The organism is Photobacterium sp. GB-210 (genome assembly GCF_003026075.1).
Classification (GTDB): domain Bacteria; phylum Pseudomonadota; class Gammaproteobacteria; order Enterobacterales; family Vibrionaceae; genus Photobacterium.
Window position 1 is genome coordinate 281,456 of sequence record NZ_PYNU01000002.1, and the last position, 22,578, is coordinate 304,033.

General features: G+C 40.2%; 19 protein-coding genes. 9 read left to right on the top strand and 10 right to left on the bottom strand.

Annotation, left to right across the window (positions count from 1 at the left end):
- Window position 1: 1 nt before the first annotated feature.
- The 5 genes from nuoF to C9J38_RS04955 all read right to left on the bottom strand — a co-directional run bounded on the left by nuoF (window position 2) and on the right by C9J38_RS04955 (window position 4,558).
- A complete protein-coding gene (nuoF, locus tag C9J38_RS04935) occupies window positions 2-1,285 on the bottom strand; it encodes an NADH-quinone oxidoreductase subunit NuoF (protein ID WP_107206117.1) in 1,284 nt (427 codons plus the stop codon).
- Complete coding sequence (gene nuoE, locus C9J38_RS04940) at window positions 1,285-1,851, bottom strand: NADH-quinone oxidoreductase subunit NuoE (protein WP_107206118.1); 567 nt, start codon at window positions 1,849-1,851, stop codon at window positions 1,285-1,287. Before nuoE ends, nuoF begins: the two co-directional genes overlap by 1 nt.
- 87 nt (window positions 1,852-1,938) lie before the next feature.
- Window positions 1,939-3,636: an NADH dehydrogenase (quinone) subunit D gene (nuoD, locus tag C9J38_RS04945; RefSeq protein ID WP_107206119.1), complete on the bottom strand. Its 1,698-nt coding sequence runs from the start codon at window positions 3,634-3,636 to the stop codon at window positions 1,939-1,941.
- Complete coding sequence (locus C9J38_RS04950; protein ID WP_105059766.1) at window positions 3,636-4,187, bottom strand: NADH-quinone oxidoreductase subunit B; 552 nt, start codon at window positions 4,185-4,187, stop codon at window positions 3,636-3,638. The genes nuoD and C9J38_RS04950 overlap by 1 nt, the downstream gene beginning before the upstream one ends.
- Window positions 4,184-4,558, bottom strand: coding sequence for an NADH-quinone oxidoreductase subunit A (locus tag C9J38_RS04955; protein ID WP_006646494.1), 375 nt, complete (start codon window positions 4,556-4,558; stop codon window positions 4,184-4,186). The genes C9J38_RS04950 and C9J38_RS04955 overlap by 4 nt, the downstream gene beginning before the upstream one ends.
- Window positions 4,559-5,664: 1,106 nt before the next feature.
- Here C9J38_RS04955 and C9J38_RS04960 point away from each other — a divergent pair.
- The 4 genes from C9J38_RS04960 (at window position 5,665) to mnmH (ending at window position 10,319) form a co-directional block, all read left to right on the top strand.
- Complete coding sequence (locus tag C9J38_RS04960) at window positions 5,665-7,314, top strand: APC family permease (RefSeq protein WP_107206120.1); 1,650 nt, start codon at window positions 5,665-5,667, stop codon at window positions 7,312-7,314.
- A 116-nt stretch (window positions 7,315-7,430) separates the two neighbouring features.
- Window positions 7,431-7,979, top strand: a complete 549-nt coding sequence (locus tag C9J38_RS04965) for an NAD(P)H nitroreductase (RefSeq protein ID WP_107206121.1) — start codon at window positions 7,431-7,433, stop codon at window positions 7,977-7,979.
- A 214-nt stretch (window positions 7,980-8,193) separates the two neighbouring features.
- Entirely contained in the window at window positions 8,194-9,228 is a 1,035-nt protein-coding gene (selD, locus tag C9J38_RS04970) for a selenide, water dikinase SelD (protein ID WP_107206122.1), read from the top strand.
- Window positions 9,228-10,319 (top strand): tRNA 2-selenouridine(34) synthase MnmH, encoded by a 1,092-nt coding sequence (mnmH, locus tag C9J38_RS04975; RefSeq protein ID WP_107206123.1) that lies wholly within the window; start codon window positions 9,228-9,230, stop codon window positions 10,317-10,319. Before selD ends, mnmH begins: the two co-directional genes overlap by 1 nt.
- Before the next feature lie 68 nt (window positions 10,320-10,387).
- On the opposite strand, the gene C9J38_RS04980 is transcribed toward mnmH, so the two are convergent.
- Complete coding sequence (locus C9J38_RS04980; RefSeq protein WP_107206124.1) at window positions 10,388-11,167, bottom strand: glucosaminidase domain-containing protein; 780 nt, start codon at window positions 11,165-11,167, stop codon at window positions 10,388-10,390.
- 166 nt (window positions 11,168-11,333) lie between these two features.
- Here C9J38_RS04980 and C9J38_RS04985 point away from each other — a divergent pair, with 166 nt between their 5' ends.
- Entirely contained in the window at window positions 11,334-13,319 is a 1,986-nt protein-coding gene (locus C9J38_RS04985; RefSeq protein WP_107206125.1) for a DNA topoisomerase III, read from the top strand.
- Between the two features lie 55 nt (window positions 13,320-13,374).
- On the opposite strand, the gene C9J38_RS04990 is transcribed toward C9J38_RS04985, so the two are convergent.
- A complete protein-coding gene (locus C9J38_RS04990; RefSeq protein ID WP_107206126.1) occupies window positions 13,375-14,994 on the bottom strand; it encodes a GGDEF domain-containing protein in 1,620 nt (539 codons plus the stop codon).
- 280 nt (window positions 14,995-15,274) lie between these two features.
- Here C9J38_RS04990 and C9J38_RS04995 point away from each other — a divergent pair, with 280 nt between their 5' ends.
- On the top strand, window positions 15,275-15,550 hold the full coding sequence (locus C9J38_RS04995) for a hypothetical protein (protein WP_107206127.1): 276 nt from the start codon (window positions 15,275-15,277) through the stop codon (window positions 15,548-15,550).
- Window positions 15,551-15,607: 57 nt separating this feature from the next.
- Here the strand turns inward: C9J38_RS04995 and C9J38_RS05000 are convergent, their stop codons facing one another.
- Together C9J38_RS05000 and C9J38_RS05005 are read right to left on the bottom strand one after the other, a co-directional pair.
- The gene (locus C9J38_RS05000) at window positions 15,608-17,491 is read right to left on the bottom strand and encodes a DUF3413 domain-containing protein (protein ID WP_107206128.1); all 1,884 of its coding nucleotides are present in this window, start codon (window positions 17,489-17,491) and stop codon (window positions 15,608-15,610) included.
- Window positions 17,492-17,542: 51 nt separating this feature from the next.
- Window positions 17,543-17,761, bottom strand: coding sequence for a YejL family protein (locus C9J38_RS05005; RefSeq protein WP_045083319.1), 219 nt, complete (start codon window positions 17,759-17,761; stop codon window positions 17,543-17,545).
- Between the two features lie 75 nt (window positions 17,762-17,836).
- Between C9J38_RS05005 and yejK the strand changes: the two genes are divergently transcribed.
- Together yejK and C9J38_RS05015 are read left to right on the top strand one after the other, a co-directional pair.
- Window positions 17,837-18,850 (top strand): nucleoid-associated protein YejK, encoded by a 1,014-nt coding sequence (gene yejK, locus C9J38_RS05010; RefSeq protein WP_107206129.1) that lies wholly within the window; start codon window positions 17,837-17,839, stop codon window positions 18,848-18,850.
- Between the two features lie 326 nt (window positions 18,851-19,176).
- Window positions 19,177-21,177: a methyl-accepting chemotaxis protein gene (locus C9J38_RS05015; RefSeq protein WP_107206130.1), complete on the top strand. Its 2,001-nt coding sequence runs from the start codon at window positions 19,177-19,179 to the stop codon at window positions 21,175-21,177.
- 51 nt (window positions 21,178-21,228) lie between these two features.
- Here the strand turns inward: C9J38_RS05015 and C9J38_RS05020 are convergent, their stop codons facing one another.
- Complete coding sequence (locus C9J38_RS05020) at window positions 21,229-21,840, bottom strand: HAD family hydrolase (RefSeq protein WP_107206131.1); 612 nt, start codon at window positions 21,838-21,840, stop codon at window positions 21,229-21,231.
- Window positions 21,841-22,142: 302 nt separating this feature from the next.
- Here C9J38_RS05020 and C9J38_RS05025 point away from each other — a divergent pair, with 302 nt between their 5' ends.
- The gene (locus C9J38_RS05025; protein ID WP_107206467.1) at window positions 22,143-22,511 is read left to right on the top strand and encodes a nitrous oxide-stimulated promoter family protein; all 369 of its coding nucleotides are present in this window, start codon (window positions 22,143-22,145) and stop codon (window positions 22,509-22,511) included.
- Window positions 22,512-22,578 lie beyond the last annotated feature (67 nt).

Here is a 22,578-nt window from a genome sequence, read left to right on the forward strand (position 1 = left end):
ATCAACATGCCTCCGCAGTTAGCTGGTGGTTGTGAGTACAGCGTTGCTCTTCAATATGGGATTCAAAAACATGTTTGAAGTGTTTTAATCCAGTCATGATTGGCATCAGCGCCCCCGGTGCAAGCGCACAGAAGGTGTTGGGATAGATGGTTTCACAGAGCTCATGAAGCAGATCCAGATCTTTGGAGGTCGCTTCTCCTGTTTCAAATTTTTTCAATACATGCACGACATACGGCAAGCCATCACGGCAAGGTGTGCAGTAGCCACATGATTCTCTTGCGAAAAATTCGGTCAGGTTGATCATGAAGTCTATTGGACAAATCGTATCGTCCATCACAATGATCCCGCCAGTACCTAAACGTGAACCAACAGTCGCTGGGCCGTCCCAATCGAGGGGAACGTCGAGATGTTCAGGGAGCATGAATTGCGTTGAGGCACCACCAGGTAGAAAACCGACAAGCTCACGATCGTCAAGTAATCCACCTGCGTGTTCGAAAATAAGCTCTCTAGCTGTAGTCCCTAATGGCAACTCAAAGAAGCCAGGCTTTTTGACCGGACCAGACACTTGGTAAATATGGCTTCCTGCGGCATCACCTTTACCTTGAGATTTGAACCACTCGGCGCCTTTATGAACGATCCAAGGAATATGACAGATGGATTCCACATTGTTGACTATGGTTGGCTGTCCCCACAGACCTTTTACGATAGGGAAGGGCGGTTTAGAACGCGGGTTACCACGGTAGCCTTCAAGGGCATTGAGTAGGGCGGTTTCTTCACCACAGATATAGCGCCCAGCACTTAAGTGAACGTCAACATCAAGATCCCAGCCAGAGCCCATGACATTTTCACCCACAAGCCCAGCCGCTCGTGCTTCTTGTACCGCTTTCTCAAGACCTTTTGCCCCTTCGCGATATTCTCCACGAATGAAAACAAATGCTTTGTCTGCACCAAGTATGTAACTACTTGCGATAACGCCTTCTAAAATAGTGTGCGGATCGCGATAAAGCACTTGTCTATCTTTAAACGAGCCCGGTTCTGATTCATCTAAATTCACCACCAAGTAAACGGGGTGACTGGCATCTTTTGCAAGGAAGCCCCATTTCACGCCAGTTGGGAAACCACCACCACCACAGCCACGTAGACCAGATGCTTTTAGTTCTGCCAGTAAAGGCTCTTTTGGTTGACCAATAATAGAATTAAGGCTTTGGTAACCACCATTTTCACAGTACTCAGCAAAATTTAATGGTTTTGGGTGATGAAAGTTGCGTGAAAGTACTAAGTCCATTACATCACCTCCTCATTTGGTTTTGCTGGCGCATCTTGAGGAGTCAGCATCGAAATAATATTTTGGTAATCAGGCTTCTCTGATAGCTTGATCTCTTCTTCTGCTAATTCAGTTAAGATCATTCTTATGCGTTCAGGTGTTAGTTCACCTTCAACACGATCATCATTGATTAGAGCGGCTGGAGCGCGATCGCATAGTCCAAGACAAATACTGGGTAGAACGGTAATGCTGCCATCATTAGCGATCTCTCCTAATGCTTTACCTGTTGCATTTTCTGCCGCTTCTAGCACTTTTTTCGCACCTCGGGTATGGCAAGAAATGCTGTCACAGACACGCATGACATTGCGACCAACAGGACGTCGGCGCAAAAGCGTATAAAACGTGATAAGTTCATCTAGCTGCGTTGTTGATAGGTCTGTAAGTTCACTAACAAGGTTGAGACTTGGTTTCGTGATATAGCCATATTTATCTTGCATAAAATAAAGACAATAGATGGCACCGGCTCTTTTTTCTGGGTAATGAGCAATATGCTCTTCCAGATGAGCTCTTTCTTGATCTGTTAACATGATTTCCTCACATTGCGGACTTTATTTATGACGAGCGACATTCGTCTTATTCGTCTCAACATCTACATGGGATGTTGTTTTTATTGTTTAGCGATCAATATCAGCGAGTACGTAATCGATAGAGCCGATTAAACAGATGATATTGCTCAATAAGTCGCCTTTAGAAACGGCTTTAACGGATTGGAAATGTGTAAATGAAGGTGTTCGAATTCGGACACGGTAAGGACATCCTGTTCCATTACTGATGGTGTGGTAGCTTGTGACACCTTTAGCGGTTTCTGTTGCAAAAAAGGTTTCAGCAACTGGGAAGTTAAAGCCTCTGCCTGTATCAACAAAGCTGTGGATCAGGGTTTCGATATCGCGTAATGCATTTTGTTTTCGAGGAAAACCAAAGTTAGGCGCATTGTCAGCAAGGATAGGGCCTTCAGGCATACGTGCCGCCGCTTGTCGAATGATCTTCAAACTCTCAACCACTTCTTGCACACGGAGAACGGTACGGGTGTAGGCATCACCATCTTGGCCAACAGGAACGTCAAAGTCGTAATCTTCGTAACCCATGTAAGGGAAATCTTTACGCATATCGAAGTTAATACCTGTCGCACGCAAGTTTGGTCCTGTTAAGCCCCAATCAAGCGCCATTGACTGACTGTAAACCGCAATGTTTTGGGTCCGTACTTTGAAGATCATTGAGTGGGTCATTAACTTTTCAAGATCGGGGACAAGCTGTTCGATACCTTGGCAGGCATGTTCAACTTTTTCTTCCCAGCCATCAGGTAAATCTTGAGACACACCACCAATTCTGAAGAACGCAGGGTGCATACGACCGCCACAGATCAACTCGATAACATCGAAGATTTTCTCACGCTCGGTGAAAGCATAAAAAGCGGGAGCCATACCCCCTAGGTTATGCGTGATACTTCCAAACCATACGAGATGGCTCGAAATTCGGAATAATTCGCATAACATAATCCGCATGGTCTTGGCACGTTCGGGGACTTCAATCCCTGTCATTGCTTCAAGCCCTAATAAGTAGGGCAGTTCACCTGCTACACCACCTAAGTAATCGATACGATCGGTATAAGGGATGTAATTATGAAAAGTATGACGCTCGGCAATTTTCTCTGCTCCGCGATGGTGGAAGCCAATTTCTTGATCCAAGTCTTCAATGAACTCGCCTTTCATTTTAACTTTTAGGCGGATCATGCCATCGGTACCAGGGTGGTTAGGGCCGATGTTTAGTACCATGCTGCCATCGTCTTGCTTACCTTGAATATCATAGGACTTCATAACATCATCAAAGTCTGATCCTGCAAGATCGAAAGGTTCATCCATTAAGGTCGCACGACAAGGATAAGATTTACGTAGTGGATGACCTTTCCAAAAATCAAAAGTTAAGATACGGCGTAGATCGGGGTGATCAGTGAATTTAATCCCGAACATGTCATAGACTTCACGCTCATACCAATTCGCGTTAGGCCAAAGCCCAACTACGCTAGGTACTTCAATGGTGTCATTAGCAATGTGTGTGCGAATGGAAATAAATGCCTTATTTTTCACACTCAGCAGATAATAAAACACACTGAGTCCGCCGCCACGTTCACATTCATCAATTGCTGAAAGGTCGAACAGCATTTCAAATTGTGAAGAAGCCTCATTTTTTAGGAAATGTAAGGTATCGATAAGGTGTTCTTTTTTTACTTCGAAACTTTCACAACCAATGATTTCGTGGTTTGGCGCTTTAGCACCGAAACTCTCAATGAGTATTTGACGATCGTTATTATTCATTATTCGACCCTCAAACCGAGTGGTTTACGGTTTTTACTTAGCACAGATACTGGGTTAGCTTGAACGTGCTCTTGAAGCATGATCAAACCCTCGAGTAGGGCGTCTGGACGAGGCGGGCAACCAGGGACATAGACGTCAACAGGAAGAATTTTATCGACGCCTTGTACAACACTGTAAATGTCATACATACCGCCAGAGTTTGAACAAGACCCCATTGAAATCACCCATTTAGGCTCAAGCATTTGATCATAAATATGCTTCATTAACGGCGCCATTTTCACAAAGCAGGTACCAGCGGTGATAAGCACGTCACTTTGGCGTGGCGAGCCACGAAGTACTTCAGAACCAAACCTTGCCATGTCATAGCGAGGCGTCGCTGCCGTCATCATTTCAACGAAACAGCATGATGTCCCAAAGTTGTAAGGCCAGAGCGAATGCTTCCGACTATAGGAAATAAGATCATCAACCTTACCAACAATATTGGTAATGATGTTGTTGCCTTTTTCATTCGAGGAATTACCGACGTTAACGGTTTGAATTATATCGCTCATGACTCATACACTCCGATTTGAAAGACACCTTTACGTATCATGTAAATGAACCCTAAAAGTAAAATCACCAAAAAGGTGACGCCAGCAATGACACCCGGTATACCGAGTTGCCAATAGTCGACTCCCCATGCAAAAAGGATTGCGGCTTCTAATTCAAAAATGAGAAACGCAACAGCGATGAGGTAATAACTAATAGAGAAGTTATGCTTTGTTGTTCCAGAGGGTAAAAGACCACATTCGAAAGGCTGTTCTTTATCAAAACGACGACCAAATCCACCTATAGACTTACTAATAAATAAAATGGAAGCGATCACCGCAAAGACGAGAAGGCTGAAGACACCGATCATGATTCCTGGGTTGAAATCACTCATTTGCACTCCTTGTCGAATTTGATGCATTAGCCATCAAACACACTTGATAAACCAAGGTGCTAACAGCGTGAGCTTACATCTCATTCGTATTTCAACATTACTTTCAAAAGAGCTTAATTTAATTGGTCGTTAAACTAGCCCTATCGTTATTTTTATACGTTGCATACTTAGTCACTATTTCTTATTTGAGCATTGTTAAAAATAGACAAATAAATGCAACCAATTGAACCTAGCAGTTACTTTCTGAACAACCACTTAACAAAAAAATGCAAAACCTTTTCATATTTGAAATAAAAAAAATCGGTTTTAATTAATGAATTTTTTATAAAAACATTAAAATTAATATATTCATTGATTTATGTTTGATTAAGTAAGATATAAAGATTTTAGGGGGCGTCTATTTTACTTAATATAAAACATTGTTTGTTTTAAAATTAAAGATATATATTGAATGAATGATTTGTTTTTATATTGAATAAAAGTAAGGGTGATAAATATACCTATCGTTAATTGATATAAAAAATATTTAGGAATATTCCACTTTTAAAAATGAAACACATCAGTATATTTACGTAAATATGTGGTGTAGATCTTAATAAAGCGTTGTGCAATTAATTTTTTTAACGTGAATGATGAGGTTTTGCTTCTATCTTTATGTTTTTAATATGGATATTTTTTAATGTTTCTTGATGAGAATTGGGGGGGAAACTTTTTCTCATTTTTATAATATGTAGCCTAATAAACATTGAAATAGGGTGTAAAATAAAGTGAAAAAATAAATGTGAAATTTATTTTCCTCGCCAGTAGATTCAATGCTCAGAGAATAAAATAGAAATTTTTAGTTAGTAATGTCGTGTTAGTAAAAGATTGTCGTTATTGACCTACGACTTTATGCAATGCTAAAAAATATAGGAATCGATAAAATATATAAGTAAAAACTTCTGCTTAGTTACCTCTGCTACAGCATTATTAATATGACCACTATAAAACCACTTTTTTATTAATGTTAAATTTGAGAATTTTCACGTTGTATAGCACTGGCTGCTTTAAGTTCTAATAAGAGCAGTTTGTAAAGTCGGTATTAATAACAGGAAGGATAACTATAAATGAATAATAATTTAGAGCTAAAGCCTAAAAGGAAGATGGGCTTAGTATCATTAACCATGACAGGTATTGGCTCGATAATTGGTTCGGGTTGGCTTTTTGGTGCCTATCACGCGGCAAAAATTGCAGGACCTGCTTCACTCGTTTCATGGGTGATAGGCGGTATAGCTGTGTTGGTTGTTGCGTTGACTTATACCGAGGTCGCAACCTTATTCCCTAAATCTGGCGGTCCTGTTCGATTTTTAGAGCTGACTCATGGCTCCATTGTCGGCTACATGGCGGCTTGGGCTACTTGGCTTTCAATTGTGACAGTTATTCCTATTGAAGCTGAAGCTTCGGTACAGTACATGCACTCTTGGCAGTGGGAATGGGCTAAACCTATTACATCAACAATATTTAATGCTCAAACACAAAGTTTGTCGTTCGTTGGGTTACTTATTGCGGCGGGATTAATGCTGATTTACTTTCTACTTAATTACTGGAGTGTCAGTTTATTTAGTAAATCTCAGACCAGTATTACGATCTTTAAAATAGCGATCCCAATTATCAGTGTCGCTTCGATTGTCGCAGCAGGCTTTCATCCGCAAAACTTTACCGATGTTAATCATTCCTTTGCGCCCTATGGATGGGCTGGCTCACTAACGGCCGTAGCAACAGCAGGTATCGTCTTTGCGTATAATGGCTTTCAAAGCCCGATGCACTTTGCTGGAGAATCTAAAAATCCCGGTAAAGATTTACCAAGAGCAATTATTCTGACGCTTATCATCGCTGTATTTTTGTATTTAGGGTTACAAGCCGCTTTCATTGGTGGTGTTGAACCATCGGAGCTTGCTGTAAAAGGTTGGAGTTTGGATTTCTCATCACCATTTGCTCAATTAGCGATAGCACTAAACCTTAACCTTGTTGTGATGTTGCTTTATGTTGATGCTTTTGTTTCTCCGTCAGGGACTGGTATTACCTATATGGGGACAACAACGCGGATGTTATTTGCGATGAGTGAGTATGGCCACCTACCAAAATCGTGGTCAAAATTACACCCTAAATATCATATTCCCCGTGCAGCATTGTGGGTGAATTTATTTGTCGGCTTTATTTTCTTATACCTATTCCGAGGCTGGGGACAATTAGCTGGGATTATTTCTGCGGCAACGGTTGTCACCTACATTGTAGGTCCGATGGCGGCGATGTCACTGAGAAAGCTTGCTCCAGATGCTGAACGTCCTGTTCGTTTAAAAGCGTTACAAATCATTGCACCATTAGGTTTTGCTATCTCATCTGAAGTGCTTTATTGGTCTCGTTGGCCGTTGACGGGCAAAGTGATCTTTATCCTACTGCTAGGGTTTGTGATTTATGCTTACTTTCAAAATAAACGCGGTTGGAAAAATATTAAACAACACATGAAGTCGAGTGCTTGGTTACTCGGTTATTTTGTCACTATGGTTGTACTTTCGTTTATTGGCAGTGATCAATTTGGTGGGATCAATATTATTCCATTTGGTTATGATATGGCTGTTGTTGCTGTAGTCAGTTTATTTTTCTTTTACTGGGGAGTTAATTCAGCTTGGTTAACACCAAAATTAGAGCATGAGTTAGCGCAATTGGATGTGAAATCTGAGCCAGTAAAAGCGCTATTGGTTAAGCACTCTATCTGATATTGCTGCGATAGCCCTCTATATTTAGACAGGTTTAAAAATAAAGGGTTAGAACCTTAATCTCTTGTAGTGTCCATGATACATTTAAAAAATAACTATTTTCATTTGAGGTTGTCATGGACGCGTTATCACTGTTACTCAATCGTCGCTCTATTCCTAAACTTGTTGAACCTGCACCTGAAGGGGAAGCATTGGATAATATCTTTCGAGCGGGTCTGCGTGCCCCCGATCACGGTGGTTTAATGCCATGGCGTTTTATTGTTTCTCAAGGTGATGGATTACAACGTCTTGCTGATATTTTAGTTTCAGCGGCTAAAGCTGATGATCTCGAAGAATTTGTAATTGAAAAAGCATCTAAGGCTCCATTTCGTGCACCCATGGTCATTACGGTTGTCAGTAAGGTAACAGAAGGGCATAAAGTCCCTGTGATTGAGCAACATTTATCAGCAGGTTGTGCGGTACAAGCGATGCAGATGGCGGCGGTAGCACAAGGCTTCTCTGGATTTTGGCGCACAGGTTCATGGGCTTATCATCCCGTAGTACGTGAAGCATTAGGCGTACAAGGTGAAGATATGATCGTGGGCTTTTTATATTTAGGTTCGGCGAATTGCCGTGAAGCTAAACTGCATGAGCGTGACTTAAACCAGTTCGTTGAATATCTTTAACGCTAAAGCATTTCAAAACTATATTTTAAAGAGGTGATACCTATTCGGTGAACAATACCGTGAGGGGTGTCACCTTTTTTAGCTCAGATTGGTTGTTTTTAACGCTATTTTTGATTTATATCAATGGAAAAATAGCATGATATTCGCTCTAAAGATGACAGGTGTTAGGGGCAGGAGTAGAATCCCTGACTCTTTCCCTTTTTTGGAGCGTGTCATGGAAAATGTTCGCCTAACTCAATACAGTCACGGTGCCGGATGTGGTTGTAAAATTTCTCCCCAAGTTCTCGACACCATTTTACGCACCCAGTTAGCCCCATTCTCAGATCCTAACCTTTTGGTGGGTAATGAAAGTAAAGATGATGCTGCCGTTTATGATTTAGGTAATGGTACAGCAGTGATAAGTACTACCGACTTCTTCATGCCAATCGTTGACGACCCATTTGATTTCGGTCGTATTGCCGCAACGAATGCGATCAGCGATGTGTACGCGATGGGTGGTAAACCTATTATGGCGATTGCTATTTTAGGTTGGCCTGTCAATATCTTAGCCCCTGAAATTGCGCAACAAGTCATTGAAGGCGGTCGCTCTGTATGTCGTGAAGCAGGGATCTCACTTGCTGGCGGCCACTCTATTGATGCCCCTGAGCCAATTTTTGGTCTTGCTGTTACAGGTATTGTTGATACTGCTCGTGTGAAGCGTAATGACAGTGCTGAAGCAGGCTGTAAGCTGTATATCACTAAGCCATTGGGTATTGGTGTATTAACAACAGCAGAAAAGAAATCTAAGTTGGCTGATGAGCACCAAGGATTAGCACGCGATTGGATGTGCAAATTAAATAAACCGGGCGCAGATTTTGCTGACGTTGCGGGTGTTAAAGCCCTAACGGATGTCACAGGTTTTGGCTTAATGGGTCACTTAACAGAGATCTGTGAAGGCAGCAATTTAAAAGCAAAGCTGTGGTTTGATAAAGTGCCCACATTGCCTGGTGTGTATGAGTACATTGAGCAAGGTTGTGTACCTGGTGGTACTGAGCGTAACTTTATGAGTTATGGCGATAAACTTGGTGAAATGACCGATCAGCAAAAAGCAGTATTATGCGATCCACAAACATCAGGTGGCTTATTATTAGCAGCAACACCTGATTGTGAAGCTGAATTAATTGAAATTGCGAAAAAATACGACATTTTGCTGGAAGCGATAGGTGAGTTAGAGCCGATGGATGGCGATACCTTAATCGAGGTTTGCTAATGCAACGTCCCAATTGCGAAGATTTTCGCAGTCTGTTTGTTAATGATACACCGTTAATGGATATGCGTGCGCCGGTTGAGTTTACTCAAGGCGCATTTCCTACTTCTGTTAGTCGTCCTTTGATGACGGATGATGAACGTGCAGCAGTAGGTACATGTTATAAAAATCAAGGCCAACAAGCAGCGATTAAACTGGGTCATGAATTAGTCCATGGCGAAGTAAAAGCAGCACGTGTTGCCCAGTGGAAAGCGTTTTGTGAAGCGAATCCTAGCGGGTATTTATATTGTTTTCGTGGTGGATTACGTTCACAAATCACCCAACAGTGGCTTAAAGAAGCGGGGATTGATTTTCCTTTTATTACTGGTGGTTATAAAGCGCTTCGCCGTTTTTTAATCGATACCATTGATGATATCGCACAAAAGCCTACTGTGATTGTGGCGGGTAATACGGGGAATGGTAAAACCATTATGGTCAATGAGCTTACGAATGGTATTGATCTTGAAGGTGCAGCCCATCACCGTGGTTCATCATTTGGTCGGTTTGTTACCCCACAGCGTACGCAAATCGCTTTTGAAAACGATTTAGCGGTACAAATGCTAAAAAAACACGATCGTGGTGTGACACAGTTTATCTATGAAGATGAAAGTAAGAGTATTGGCTGCGTGATGGTGCCATTATCGCTTCAAGCTGCGATGAAACAAGCATCCATCGCCGTTATTGAAGATCCAATAGACGTGCGTTTAGGCCGTTTATTGGATGACTATGTGATCACCATGCAACATGATTATGTTGCCCATTACGGTGAAGAGCAAGGCTGGATCTTGTTTGAAGAATACCTTGAAAAAGGCATGTTTAATATTCGTAAGCGTTTAGGTCTAGAGCGTTATCAAGAAATACTCGATGCGCAGAAACATGCGATTAACGTGATGCAATCAACCGGTTCGGTTTCTGAACATGATGGCTGGTTAGTGCCTTTACTTGAACAATATTATGACCCAATGTACACCTATCAGTTAAGTAAAAAGGTAGAACGTATTGTTTTTCGTGGTGATTATCAAACAGTAAAAGCGTGGTTTGAAGCGCAATCATAATGTGATTGAGAACATGAAATAGAAGCTGATCAGTTAATGCCATCATTAACGATCAGCTTTTTTAATATCTATGAAGAAGACGTGGTTGGAATAAGATCTTTATTTGAGTTTATTAGGTCTAATAAGCGTTGGATGTATTGATGCCCAATTTGCGAATATTCGAGTAAGCCATGAACTAATGCTTGTGCGGTGATCGGTTTATTATCCTGTTGCAGTTTTGCACGAATATTACGCAGTTCACTATAAGCATCATTAGTATTGATGTTATTAAAATAAGATTCTACTGCTGCATGGATAGAAGGAAAACTTTTCACTTCATGATAATGTTCAAGATCAATATCTAATGGCGGAATACCGCACCCTTCGGTAAAGCACCATTCGCCAAAATAACTATTTCCTTTTTCAGCAAAGCGTGATGTTCCCCATGATGATTCTAATGCGGCCTGTGCGAGGACTAATTGTGTAGGTATAACATTAACGCGCTTTAATAATTCTGTTAGCCATTGCTGGGTAATTGTTTTTTTTGGTAATGGCAGATCATATTGCTGACTAAGCGTTGTAATTAAGTCGTTATCTAAATCTATCTTGGCTGGATCTTTACTCAGGAGTTCTAGTTGTTGACGATCTTCTAAGATCTGGTGATTAGTTTCTTCAACAAACGGATATAGATAGTCAAAGAAGGCTTTCTTTTTTTCGTCAATGTTGAGGAAGGCACCAAAGTTTGGTTTATCGGGATGGCTGAAATCATTATGTTCAATAAAATCATGCAATGAGTCTCTCCCAACCCAGAGCAAGCCAAGTAGCAATACAACAGCGAATACGGGGGTCAATGTTTTTAAATTAAGCATTTATCTCTCTTATGAATCGACTGTTCAGTATTGATTAAGACGCATTTTATCACATCTAAGAAACAAAATTAGGCGTTGCCAACTGTTTTTATATCCAGTATTTCTTGCTGCACTGCGCTGTTTTAGGTACAGTTTCAGCATTATTCACTGTCATATAAAGATTTTGATGAGCCGTTTATATATTGCAGAAAAACCAAGTTTAGGTCGGGCGATTGCCGCAGTGCTTCCTCGACCTCATAAAAATAATAATGGTTATATCGAAGTCGGTAATGGCGATATTGTTACGTGGTGTATTGGACATCTACTTGAACAAGTCGAGCCTGATGCTTATAACGAGCGCTATAAAAAGTGGAATTTAAATGATTTACCCATCATTCCTGAAAAATGGCAGCTTATTCCACGTAAAGCGGCGAAACAGCAATTAGCGGTAATTAAAAAGTTAGCTAAATCGGCTTCAGAAATTGTCCATGCTGGCGATCCTGATCGTGAAGGGCAATTGCTGGTGGATGAGGTGATAGATTACGCTAAATTACCTACGACAAAGAAAAAGACCGCATTACGGTTACTTATTTCTGATCTTAACCCAGCCGCAGTTAAAAAAGCGTTATCTTCTATGCGCAGTAATCATGATTTTGTACCATTGTCGGTATCAGCCTTAGCTCGCTCTAGGGCTGATTGGCTTTATGGTATGAACATGACTCGAGCTTATACTTTACTTGGGCAAAAAGGGGGGTATCGGGGGGTATTGTCTGTTGGGCGAGTACAAACACCGATTTTAGGTTTAGTGGTGCGTCGTGATGATGAGATCGCTAATTTTATTCCTAAGCCTTTTTATGATGTGTTTGCACTTATTCCTTATGCAGAGCAAGAGATTCAGGCGCGATGGCTACCAAGTAAAGCTTGCGAGCCTTATCAAGATGAAGAGGGAAGAATACTCAGTCGGCAGCTTTGTGAAAATGTGGTGAGTCGTATAAAAGGACAAGCCGCGGAAGTCACAGAATCTGAGCGTAAAGAAACCAAGCAAGCAGCGCCTTTACCTTACTCTTTATCAGCATTACAAATTGATGCTGCTAAACGCTATGGTATGAGTGCGGCAGATGTTTTAAGTATCTGTCAGTCGTTATATGAAAAGCATAAAGTGATCACTTACCCACGTTCTGATAGTCGCTATTTACCTAACGATCATTTCAAGCAAGCTGGTGAGGTTTGTGGTGCTATTGCCAATACAGACAATAGCCTATCGAATGCGGTTTCTGGTGCAAATACAGCATTAAAGTCCAAAGCATGGAATGATAAAAAAGTGGATGCTCACCATGCGATTATCCCTACGCCAAAAGCGGTGAACCCACAAAGCTTAAGTTCCAGTGAAGCGAAGATCTATCAGCTAGTAGCAAGACAATATTTGATGCAATTTTACCCAGCAGCGATTTATGCGGAAGCGAAGTTAGTCTTTACTATCGCTAACGGGCATTTTGTAGCAAAAGGACGTCAACTAATGGATGCGGGCTGGCGGGTATTATTAGGGCGAGATGATAAAGGTGATGATAACGATCTGGCTGATAAAGTGCCGCCGTTGACAAAAGGTACGGTATTAACTTGTCGAGATGGTGTAATAAAAGACAAAATGACTGAGCCACCCAAAGCGTTTACGGAAGCGACCTTATTGCAAGCAATGACGGGGATTGCTCGCTTTGTTTCTGATCCATCGTTAAAGAAAATTTTACGTGATACCGATGGTTTAGGCACTGAAGCGACACGTGCTGGGATTTTAGAAATTTTATTTAAGCGTCAGCTATTACATCGACAAGGTAAAACCATTCATGCAACCGAGGCAGGGAGAGGCTTAATTTATGCCTTGCCGAATGAAGCAACCTATCCTGATATGACAGCGCATTGGGAACATCAACTACAGGATATGGCCGATAAAAAATATGCTTATCAACCTTTTATGGGCGCACTAGAGGTACAGATAACAGCCCTGATGGAAAAAGTAAAAGTCTCCGATATTCCACAAAGCTTACGCGATCTAAAGTCACCCGAATGGAGTAAGGGGGGAGCGAAGCGTCGATACTCAAAGAAAACGACAAGTGCAAAATCTTCATCTAATACTGCAGGTAAAACAACGCGAAAACGAAAGCCAAAAGAAAAATAGAAGATACAGAGGACACAAAGTGGTTACGTTATTGAGTCGCCACTTTGTATTGAAACTAGAGTAAGAGTCTGTAACAGTTTCGCCCTTCATCTTTTGCGCGGTACAAGGCCTTATCAGCAGTATTAAATAGCATTTTATAACTACTGCCTTGAGTCGGTACCATAGAGCTCACACCAATACTGAGGGTGACTATCGGATTTTTTTTCGTTTCTGACTCTTCGTTCTGCGGGAAAGGCAATGCCATTTCATTCATTGTGGTTAAGATCTTTTTCGCAGAAAAAACAGCGGCTTTACTGTCTTGACCTGGAAGTAATAAAACAAACTCTTCACCACCGAAACGAGCAAATAACGCCCCTGCACGTCTTTCAATATCAGCTAGCCCGTGAGCTATTTTCTTTAAGCAGAGGTCACCGGCGTCATGGCCTAAATGATCGTTATATTGCTTGAAGTGGTCAATATCCATGATTAATAAAGAAATAGGCAACTGATGCCTTTCAGCTCGACGCCATTCATCTGCAATCGATTTATCAAATACGCGACGATTAGCGATATTGGTTAATGGGTCAAGACGAGAAATTTTTTCCAGCATCTTATTAACGTTATTAAGCTCTTCAGTACGGGTAAGTACGCGCTTTTCGAGATCTCTATTGAGCCGTTTGAGACGATCTTCAGCCTGATGACGAACGAGATGCTGCGAAATGATAAATCCGTATTGTTTTAATAACTGGTGGTGATAAGTACGGAAAGGGCGACCTGTTAACAGATTATCGCAAGCAATCCAACCTATTGGGGTATCTTCATCCCATAAGGCAATATAGGCACTCCAGCCAAAGCCAACCTGCTTTAAATCGTGATAAAGCGGGGTGTTTTCTTGAACCGCGAGGTATTCTTTTTCTTCAAGTGTTCGTGCGGCGTACCATTGTTCTGGGATCACTGACTCAAAATAATATTCATCAATAGTATTGCCAGCAATATCAGTACCATAAGTACCATGCATGCGGTATTCTTTATCAAATAGAAAGACTGCCATACGATCGATTTCGAGTTGTTTTTTTCCTTCATCAACGGCAATAAAGAGCATTTCTTTGATTGATTTTGTTCGCCATAGCATGAAAGAAATACTATGCATAGCTTGGAGTTGCTCAAGTAGTAGATCTTGTTCGTATTGGCTGTTTCTTAATTCTTGCTCTACATGTCGGCGAGAGCTATTTTCAGTTTTAATTGTTTGCGATAAAAGGTTGGCATCAATTTCAGTGGCAAGGAGTGTACACAATTGACTAAATGCCCCAACATCTACTTTCACGGCATGAGGAAAATCTATAATTAGCCAGCCGATACGTTGTTCACGACGTTGTAGTGGCAGCCACACTCGATGAAAATCAGAATTAGAAGTAGTGAAAGGCTGTGTGCTGTTTTGCCCTAAAAGTGATTGGTAAATATCGGCATGTGTTTCTTCTGAAATGACAACAGGTGGAAAACTATACTGGATACCGGCTTCATTCTGTTGCACGAGAGACTGCCAATGTCCTTTATAAGCCACAATAAGCTGGCAATGATGGACGTTAAAAAACTCCATAAGATTACGGCAAGTTAGTTCACATATGGTACGTAAGCTATGCGCATTCCCCCATTGCTTTGTAATGTTTTGATAAAAAAGATCAACGTGCTTCTTCATTAAAGGATATATTCCAATTGAGCCTAATTCATTTTTAATATTATTTTTAATATTTATAACAGTTTATATTTTAACGATTCATTGATAAATAGGCGCGATATAACCCACAAAATTGTACTGTTATTGAAATTAAGCGTTAAAAATGCGATCAGATCGAGGCTTAAACTGTCTTTTTATTTAGACATGAAAAAGTGATTTTCACCACTATACTTATGTGAAATGCAATTATATTTATAGTGAATAATTGTGAAGTGTAAACAATATTAGGTGAGTGTTAATAATGAAGTCTTACCCACTTTTCTTTTATGTTTGTTTATATTTTATATTAACGGGATGCACGACAAGTCGTCATCAACAGCTTTCTGAGTTAGGTTTTACACGCCCTTATCTTGATGGTTATCAAGATGGGTGTCACAGCAGAAAGCTTGATGAAATGATGCATAGAGAGGGGTTTAGACGTGATCCTGAACGAATGGCAAAGCAAGGTAAGTATTTTAATGGTTGGCAAGATGGATTTAACCATTGTTATAGTGATGCAAGGGATGATTACCACTGATAAATAAAAAGCAGCGATTAATTAACGCTGCTTCTTATTTTAGTTTACGATAAATAATTACTTGTCATTATCTTGATTACGGTTCGGTTCATAGAAACGTTTTAATTCATTCATGACCTGCATTAGTGTTGAAAGCTTTGGTTTGCCTTCGTCTTCTAATTGGTAATTTTTATCGTAGACATTGTAATTACCATATTTATCAACCACGGTTGTTTGTTTATTTTGAACAACGACAATATCAGAATCATCTCCAGCTAATAACCAACGACGAGTATTATTGTTATCAAATAAACTCACACCTGAACTGTAATTTGAGCTCGCTGAAGCGACATTAAGTAATGATTCCATCAGTGTCGGTACCAGATCTAAATTACTGGTTAAGCGTGTCACTTCTTGCGCAGAATGATCTGGCCAGTGAATGATCAGCGGTACTTTTATTTGGTATTGGCTGTAGTTACTGCCAGAGCCCCAAGTGTTGTTACCTGTCTCATTAAATTCAGTGCCGTGGTTAGAGGCAATCACCACGATGGTATTTGCCATATCACCTTTTGCTTCTAACTGAGCAAACACTCGTCCGAGCATTTCATCAATATGATACGCCGCATTACGGTAACTATTTTTGAGCAGCAATGTGGAATCGACCCCTTTTTCATTAATGGCATTGCTGCCTAATGACGGAGTGAAGCGAGGTTTATAATGTTCACCTTCTTTAAACTGTTGAACAGAGGTCAATTCAAGGAAGCTAAACCATGGTTGATTTTGTTTTTGTTTATTTAACCAATGATCCCAATCTTTTATTGCATGAGAATCACTTTCAATGTCATGAGAGTGTCGTGAATCTGTTACTGCCAGTTTAGCATTGGCAAAAATAGCTTCACGATAAATCGGTAAATCAAAATTCTCGCCACTGAATAAACCAAAATGATAACCGCGTTCTTGAAGAGTATTGAGTAATACCGGTGATTTTTTCTCAGCGCGAATACTATTGATATAGCCACTTGGTAAGCCATATAGCAGGCCAAATACGCCAGTCGAATTGCTATTACTTGAACTGTAGTTATTGGTGAAATTCAGATTGTTTTGAGCAAATGCCGTTAAGTTAGGCATAACCGTTGATGTCAACATATCACTGCGTAGACTATCAACCATAATGATCAGAAGATTTTGGTCTGTGCCTTGATCATTAAAACTTAACTTACTGATCGGATAGCGAACAAATTCACTGTTTTGCACGCCTTGCTCTGCACGACGTTTAGCATATTCTTGTCGATCTAATAAACCATGCTTTTCCATGAAGGTTTTTGCCGTCATCGGATAAGAAAATGGGAAATTAGAACGTTGCATCGTAACGGGACGGTATAAATTTGCATCCGCCCAGATGTAAATGAGATGGCTACCTAGAAAGCAAACCCCAAAAACAAGGGCGATAGGACCGCCAACATGTTTGCGGGTTAGCTTTCTAAGTTTGCGCCATACCCACTCTGAGCACATTAGCTCAAAGAGGAAGATGACTGGAACAACGACAAATAGATATTGCCAGCTGGCATTTAATTCTGTCTTATCGCCACTTAACAATAAATCCCATACCAATGGGCTTAAATGTAAATCTACTGTTTGATAAGCATAGGTATCAAGCAATAGGGCGGTTAAACCAACGGTGCTGACTAATACCCCAAATAAACGCATTAAACGTTGCGAGGGGATCAAAAAGCTTGCTGGAAATATAATGAGAATATAAATGCCAAAAACAAGAAAACCGAAATGACCAACCCAACTTAATAAAAGGTAAAGTTGCCCGATCAGCGTTGCTGGCCAGTCTGAATGTGTAATATATCGCGTACCCAATAGCATGGCTGCGATGATATTAAAGAAACTGAACCAATGTCCCCAGCTAATTAGCTGTGAGACTTTCTCTTTGTAGGTATTTCCGCTGGCGACCATAAATGTCAATTCTTCTCAGTCTTCAATGCAAGTTTAATATGACTATTAAACTTAGTCTTTTTTAATTGAGGTCTGCAGAGCTTTAGCAAATTTTTCTGCAATCACTGCGCGTTGAGCAGCCGGCACATTCGCGTTAATAATATTGGTTGCAATATCACCAACAACCATCAGTGCTAATTCTGGTGATGTTTTATGTTTTTCAAGTACATCGAACATGTCATCAATGATTTGTTCAACTTGTTTAGTGCTGTATTTTGAAGTAATTGGCATAAGAAATCTTGTTTAATGTTTACATAAGCGACTTATGATAACCTAGAGTTCACTTTTCTTGAAAACCTTTTCATTATGAGCCTAACACTTTCTAATGTCATTCTTCATCAATTGACAAAAAACGACCAAGATGAACTAGAAATACATCTAAGAAATCAGACTCTTGAGAACGATGCATCGACTGAAGATCTCGTGGCTGAACTCCATCGCATTTACAGCAGTAAGGGGGCGAAAGGTTTTGCACTTTTTGCTCAAGACAGTGAGTTTTCTCATTGGCTGAAGCAATTCCGTCAAGGCGAATTAGATTTCTTAACGTTTTCAGATATGGCGGTTAAGCGTTTACAAACAGAATTGGCTAAATATCCTTTTGCTGAAGCGGGTACGGTTGTGATGGCGGAATACCAGTCATTAGCAACAGATTACCTGTTTATTGGTATGTTACCGACCTGTCACAGTATGAAAGTAACGGAGCAATTAAGTATTAGTGCGACTGACTACCTTGATATTGCCAAAATGGATATTGTTGCGCGTATTGATCTGTCTTCATGGGAAACCGATCCTGAATCTAAGCGTTACTTAACGTTCGCGAAAGGGCGTGTGGGGCGAAAAATTGCAGACTTTTTCTTAGACTTTATGCAAGCAGATGTTGGTTTAGATGTGAAAGAGCAAAACCAAGTGCTGATGCAAGCTGTGGAAGATTTCTGTGCTGATTCACGTTTAGATAAAGAAGAAAAACAGCAATACCGTAAGCAGGTTTATGATTACTGTAATAGCCAACTGCAAGCGGGTGATGAAGTCGCGGTAAAAGAACTTGCAGGTGAATTACCGACCTCAGACGACGGTACAAACTTTTATGAATTCACGTCAAAGCAAGGTTATGAGTTAGAAGAAAGCTTTCCTGCCGATCGCACAGCAATGCGTAAACTTACGAAATTTGTTGGCTCTGGCGGTGGTATGACGCTTAATTTCGACAGTATGTTGTTGGGTGAGCGTATTTTCTATGATCCAGAAACAGATACGTTAACCATTAAAGGCACACCGCCGAATTTAAAAGATCAGCTATTACGTCGTTTAAACTCGGATAATTAATCTTTATAAGCGATATCGGCCATACCATTCTCTTTTTCGTTGAAAGTATGGCCGATGTTGAACATGTTACTCTGTTCTCTATTTACTTATCGTAATACTCAAAAACACGTCTTAATTTCTTCTCACGTTTGATTATTTTCTTTAGCCTCAGCATGGCATTGAAGCGTCAAAATTATGGCGCTTTGTTTTTATATAACTCGTTCTATAAAAAAGCAATTTGCAGTAGATCTCTAAATTCGGATAAATGTTAATTATTTTTATTGTTTCATTTAACAATTTGTAAAATTTAGCTATATTTTATTAATATTTTTATCAGGAGTTTATGGATGAAACTTACGATATCAAGGAAGTTACAACTGAGCTTTGCCTTATTGGCATTGCTTTTTATTGTTTCTTCGGTATTTACCTATCGCAATATATCGACGGTTGAACAATATGCATCTTCTTTGCTGACTTCTGATATACCGACCGTCGATACGAGCCGAGGTATACAGCAATCGGTACAAGCATCGCTATCTTCTATCCGTGCTTATATGTTATTGGGAGGTGATGATCAGCATAGCCAACAATTGAATAAGGATGTTCACAAGACGATTGCTTCTATTGATGAGTCTTTGCCAACGCTTCAAACGTTGATTTCAGCACAAAAGTTCAACACCATTCAAGAACAATGGCAATCTGTTAAAAAATCATTGAATCAATTGCTTGTTTTAAGCCATAGCCGTGAAAATTTACCCGCCCATAACCTTTTCATTAATGAAGCGGCACCTATTGCTGAGGTCGCATTAGATCAGATCCAAAGTTTGATTAATGAAGAGTCCAGTAACCCGTTTGGCGGTGAGAGAAAAAGACTCTTTAAGGTTTATGCTGACAGTTATGTATCACTAGCAAATGCATTGGCTTCACTTCGCGATTTTTTGTTATACGGACAACAAGAGTACTTAGATAAGTATCGAGATCTCATTGAGTCACATAAAAAATCAGTGGCTGAAATTGATAAAAAGTTAGATCGATTAACGGAAGAGCATGCATCCTTATGGGCGCTTTTTAAAGAGATGCAGCAACTTTACTTTCCTTTAGCGGAGAAGGTAATAGCCCTTCGCCTTTCACCAGAATGGAATAAATCAAATCAACTCATGGCAAATGAGCTGTTACCTTCAGCCGTAGCCCTTGAGCAGAGTTTAGAAACGGTAGTGCAAGCACAGCAACAACGTGCAGATCAAAGCGGGCAAGGAATTAATCAATCAATTCAAAATGTACTAACGACTATGTGTATTGCCATTGTATTAATTGTTAGTTCGGCAATTGCTATCTCAAAGTATATGGGAAATACCATTGGTCGCCGTATTTCATTACTGTCTGAGAGAGCAAAGACGATTGCTTTTGGTGATGTATCTCAACCTCCTCTTAAAGTCGTTGGGAATGATGAGTTGGCCGTTTTAACTGAGTCAATAAATAGAATGAATGCTTCACTGTCAGAAATTGTTTCTGGTGTTACTGATAAAGCTCAACAAGTTGATGTAAGCATGGAAGAGTTGCTGACTTCTGCACATGTCACATCATCGAATGTGGTGCACCAACAAGCGAGCATTGAGCAGATGGGAAACCAACTAGAAGAAATCGCTTCTGCCACAGACAATACGTTAGAACAGGTTACGTTATCGGTACAAAAGTTGTCAGATTCCAAAGGAGAAATTGAGTTAGGGCGTGATGCACTTGAGCAAAATAAAATTACAATGGAAACCTTGCACAACAATATTGCTACGGCGAGCACTCAGGTAACGCGATTAAGTAAAGAAAGTGAAGCGATTGGCCGGGTGACGGAAGTGATTGAAGGCTTAGCTGAGCAGACGAATTTACTCGCACTTAATGCCGCTATTGAAGCTGCAAGAGCTGGAGATCAAGGCAGAGGTTTTGCTGTGGTAGCAGACGAAGTTCGAATGTTAGCAACCAGAACAACCCAATCGACGACAGAGATTAACGATATCATTAATGCGATTCGACACTCTACACACGCTGTGGTTGAAGAAATTGATAGTAGCCAATCTCTTGCCGATCAAGGCGCGGAACATATTGAAAAAGCAGTGTCACGTTTACTCTCTACGACAACAAAAATTAGCCAATTAAATGGTCAAATGGAAGAGCTTGCCGCAGCCGCAGAGCAGCAATCACATGCAACAAATTCAATTACCGTACTCATGGCAGATATTACTGATTCTGTAAATCAGGTATCCAATCATAGTCAAAGTGCAGCAGAAACGTCTTCTAAGGTAAAAGAACAAGTTACTGAACTTAATCATCAAATGGCAACATTTGTCACCCACTAAGTCGCTGATGATGATAACTGATTTAACAAGACTATCTTTATGATGGTCTTGTTAGTTCTTCTTTACTGATTGAAATTGAACAAGTAAATCGCTTAGCTCATTTAAAGCTAATGACGCTGCATCACTAAACGCTAACGCCTTACCATGATGGACCAAGCAAGACGGCATCCTAGCGTTATAAGCTGCTTGCAAGTCATAAAAATAATCACCAACGTAAAGTATTTCATTACTCATCAGTCCCCAATCCTTTGCTAATGATTCTAAAGAGGCTGGATTGGGTTTCGGTGGAAAACATTCGCGGGTAATTACACGTTCAACACTGATTTGATTCTGAATGAGTTTTCTGTGGGTTGCAGCCAAGCAGTTTCTGGTAATGATTGCTGTTTTAATCTTATTTGTTTGCAAATATATCAGTAGTTCATGGCAGCCAATCATGGGAAAAGAGCTTTCTGCATCAGAAAGCTCATGTTCAAAAACAATATTATTGGCATGCATCTTTTGATCAGCGTTAAGCGTTTCAATATAACTTAATAAATCGATATCTTGAGGACAGCCTAGTTGTTTGCGTAACTGAGAAAAGTTTATGTTTGAAGTAACCAAGGTGTTATCTAAATCAAAAATAACAGCTTTGATTGTTTTTAAATCGAGAGAAAATGGAATCATAGAATCCTCAACAATATTGATTAGCAACAAAGGTGATAAATGATTAAGAGGTATTACTTTAAGCGATGTACTTTTCCGTCAACAGACATAAAAATTGGAGTATAACTCCAGTTTAAGTATTTATGAAAATGCGTAGAAGGTCATTTTCACATTCAGTTCTTTTTTTGAACAATGTATTAAAGTATGTCTTTTAATCAATTTTTTGGCTCGTATTTCGATATTTGCTTATAAATTTACGATTTCTTGAAAAAATTGATCTTTATCATTGGATCTTTATGGCCCCAGTGGATAATAACGCCACTATGATAGTTCAAAACAATCATTCAGTTCGATCGCAACGTGAACTGAACGCAGTGAAAGCGATGATTCGCCTATATTGTAAAACGTTGCACCGTGGGGCAATTATTTGTCCTGAATGTGAAAGTCTTATCGAGTATGTTGAGGAGCGCGTAACAGGTTGTCGACTAGGTGATGATAAGCCAAGTTGTTCGCATTGTATTGGGCATTGCTACCAATCTGCCAAACGATTACAAATGATCCATGTGTTACGTTGGACATTTCCACGTTACTTATGGCGTCATCCAATTAGGGCTATACAATTTAAATTAGACAATTTACATAGTGCCCAGATATCAGCAGGAAAGGCCGAGATATTCACAAAAACGGGCTAAATCAGGAGTGGTTTAGCAAAGAAAACTTGAACGGGTTGTGTTGTTCTCTACGGGTGGAGTTAGCTAC

What these genes read in the sequence shown, in the direction of transcription:
- C9J38_RS05025 (WP_107206467.1), top strand. Translation starts at nt 22,143, where the DNA reads ATGATAGTTCAAAACAATCATTCAGTTCGATCGCAACGTGAACTGAAC.
- selD (WP_107206122.1), top strand. Translation starts at nt 8,194, where the DNA reads ATGGAAAATGTTCGCCTAACTCAATACAGTCACGGTGCCGGATGTGGT.
- C9J38_RS04955 (WP_006646494.1), bottom strand. Translation starts at nt 4,558, where the DNA reads ATGAGTGATTTCAACCCAGGAATCATGATCGGTGTCTTCAGCCTTCTC.
- nuoF (WP_107206117.1), bottom strand. Translation starts at nt 1,285, where the DNA reads ATGGACTTAGTACTTTCACGCAACTTTCATCACCCAAAACCATTAAAT.
- C9J38_RS04950 (WP_105059766.1), bottom strand. Translation starts at nt 4,187, where the DNA reads ATGAGCGATATAATTCAAACCGTTAACGTCGGTAATTCCTCGAATGAA.
- yejK (WP_107206129.1), top strand. Translation starts at nt 17,837, where the DNA reads ATGAGCCTAACACTTTCTAATGTCATTCTTCATCAATTGACAAAAAAC.
- C9J38_RS05020 (WP_107206131.1), bottom strand. Translation starts at nt 21,840, where the DNA reads ATGATTCCATTTTCTCTCGATTTAAAAACAATCAAAGCTGTTATTTTT.
- nuoD (WP_107206119.1), bottom strand. Translation starts at nt 3,636, where the DNA reads ATGAATAATAACGATCGTCAAATACTCATTGAGAGTTTCGGTGCTAAA.
- C9J38_RS04985 (WP_107206125.1), top strand. Translation starts at nt 11,334, where the DNA reads ATGAGCCGTTTATATATTGCAGAAAAACCAAGTTTAGGTCGGGCGATT.
- C9J38_RS05000 (WP_107206128.1), bottom strand. Translation starts at nt 17,491, where the DNA reads ATGGTCGCCAGCGGAAATACCTACAAAGAGAAAGTCTCACAGCTAATT.
- C9J38_RS05005 (WP_045083319.1), bottom strand. Translation starts at nt 17,761, where the DNA reads ATGCCAATTACTTCAAAATACAGCACTAAACAAGTTGAACAAATCATT.
- C9J38_RS04960 (WP_107206120.1), top strand. Translation starts at nt 5,665, where the DNA reads ATGAATAATAATTTAGAGCTAAAGCCTAAAAGGAAGATGGGCTTAGTA.
- C9J38_RS04965 (WP_107206121.1), top strand. Translation starts at nt 7,431, where the DNA reads ATGGACGCGTTATCACTGTTACTCAATCGTCGCTCTATTCCTAAACTT.
- C9J38_RS04995 (WP_107206127.1), top strand. Translation starts at nt 15,275, where the DNA reads ATGAAGTCTTACCCACTTTTCTTTTATGTTTGTTTATATTTTATATTA.
- nuoE (WP_107206118.1), bottom strand. Translation starts at nt 1,851, where the DNA reads ATGTTAACAGATCAAGAAAGAGCTCATCTGGAAGAGCATATTGCTCAT.
- C9J38_RS04990 (WP_107206126.1), bottom strand. Translation starts at nt 14,994, where the DNA reads ATGAAGAAGCACGTTGATCTTTTTTATCAAAACATTACAAAGCAATGG.
- C9J38_RS04980 (WP_107206124.1), bottom strand. Translation starts at nt 11,167, where the DNA reads ATGCTTAATTTAAAAACATTGACCCCCGTATTCGCTGTTGTATTGCTA.
- C9J38_RS05015 (WP_107206130.1), top strand. Translation starts at nt 19,177, where the DNA reads ATGAAACTTACGATATCAAGGAAGTTACAACTGAGCTTTGCCTTATTG.
- mnmH (WP_107206123.1), top strand. Translation starts at nt 9,228, where the DNA reads ATGCAACGTCCCAATTGCGAAGATTTTCGCAGTCTGTTTGTTAATGAT.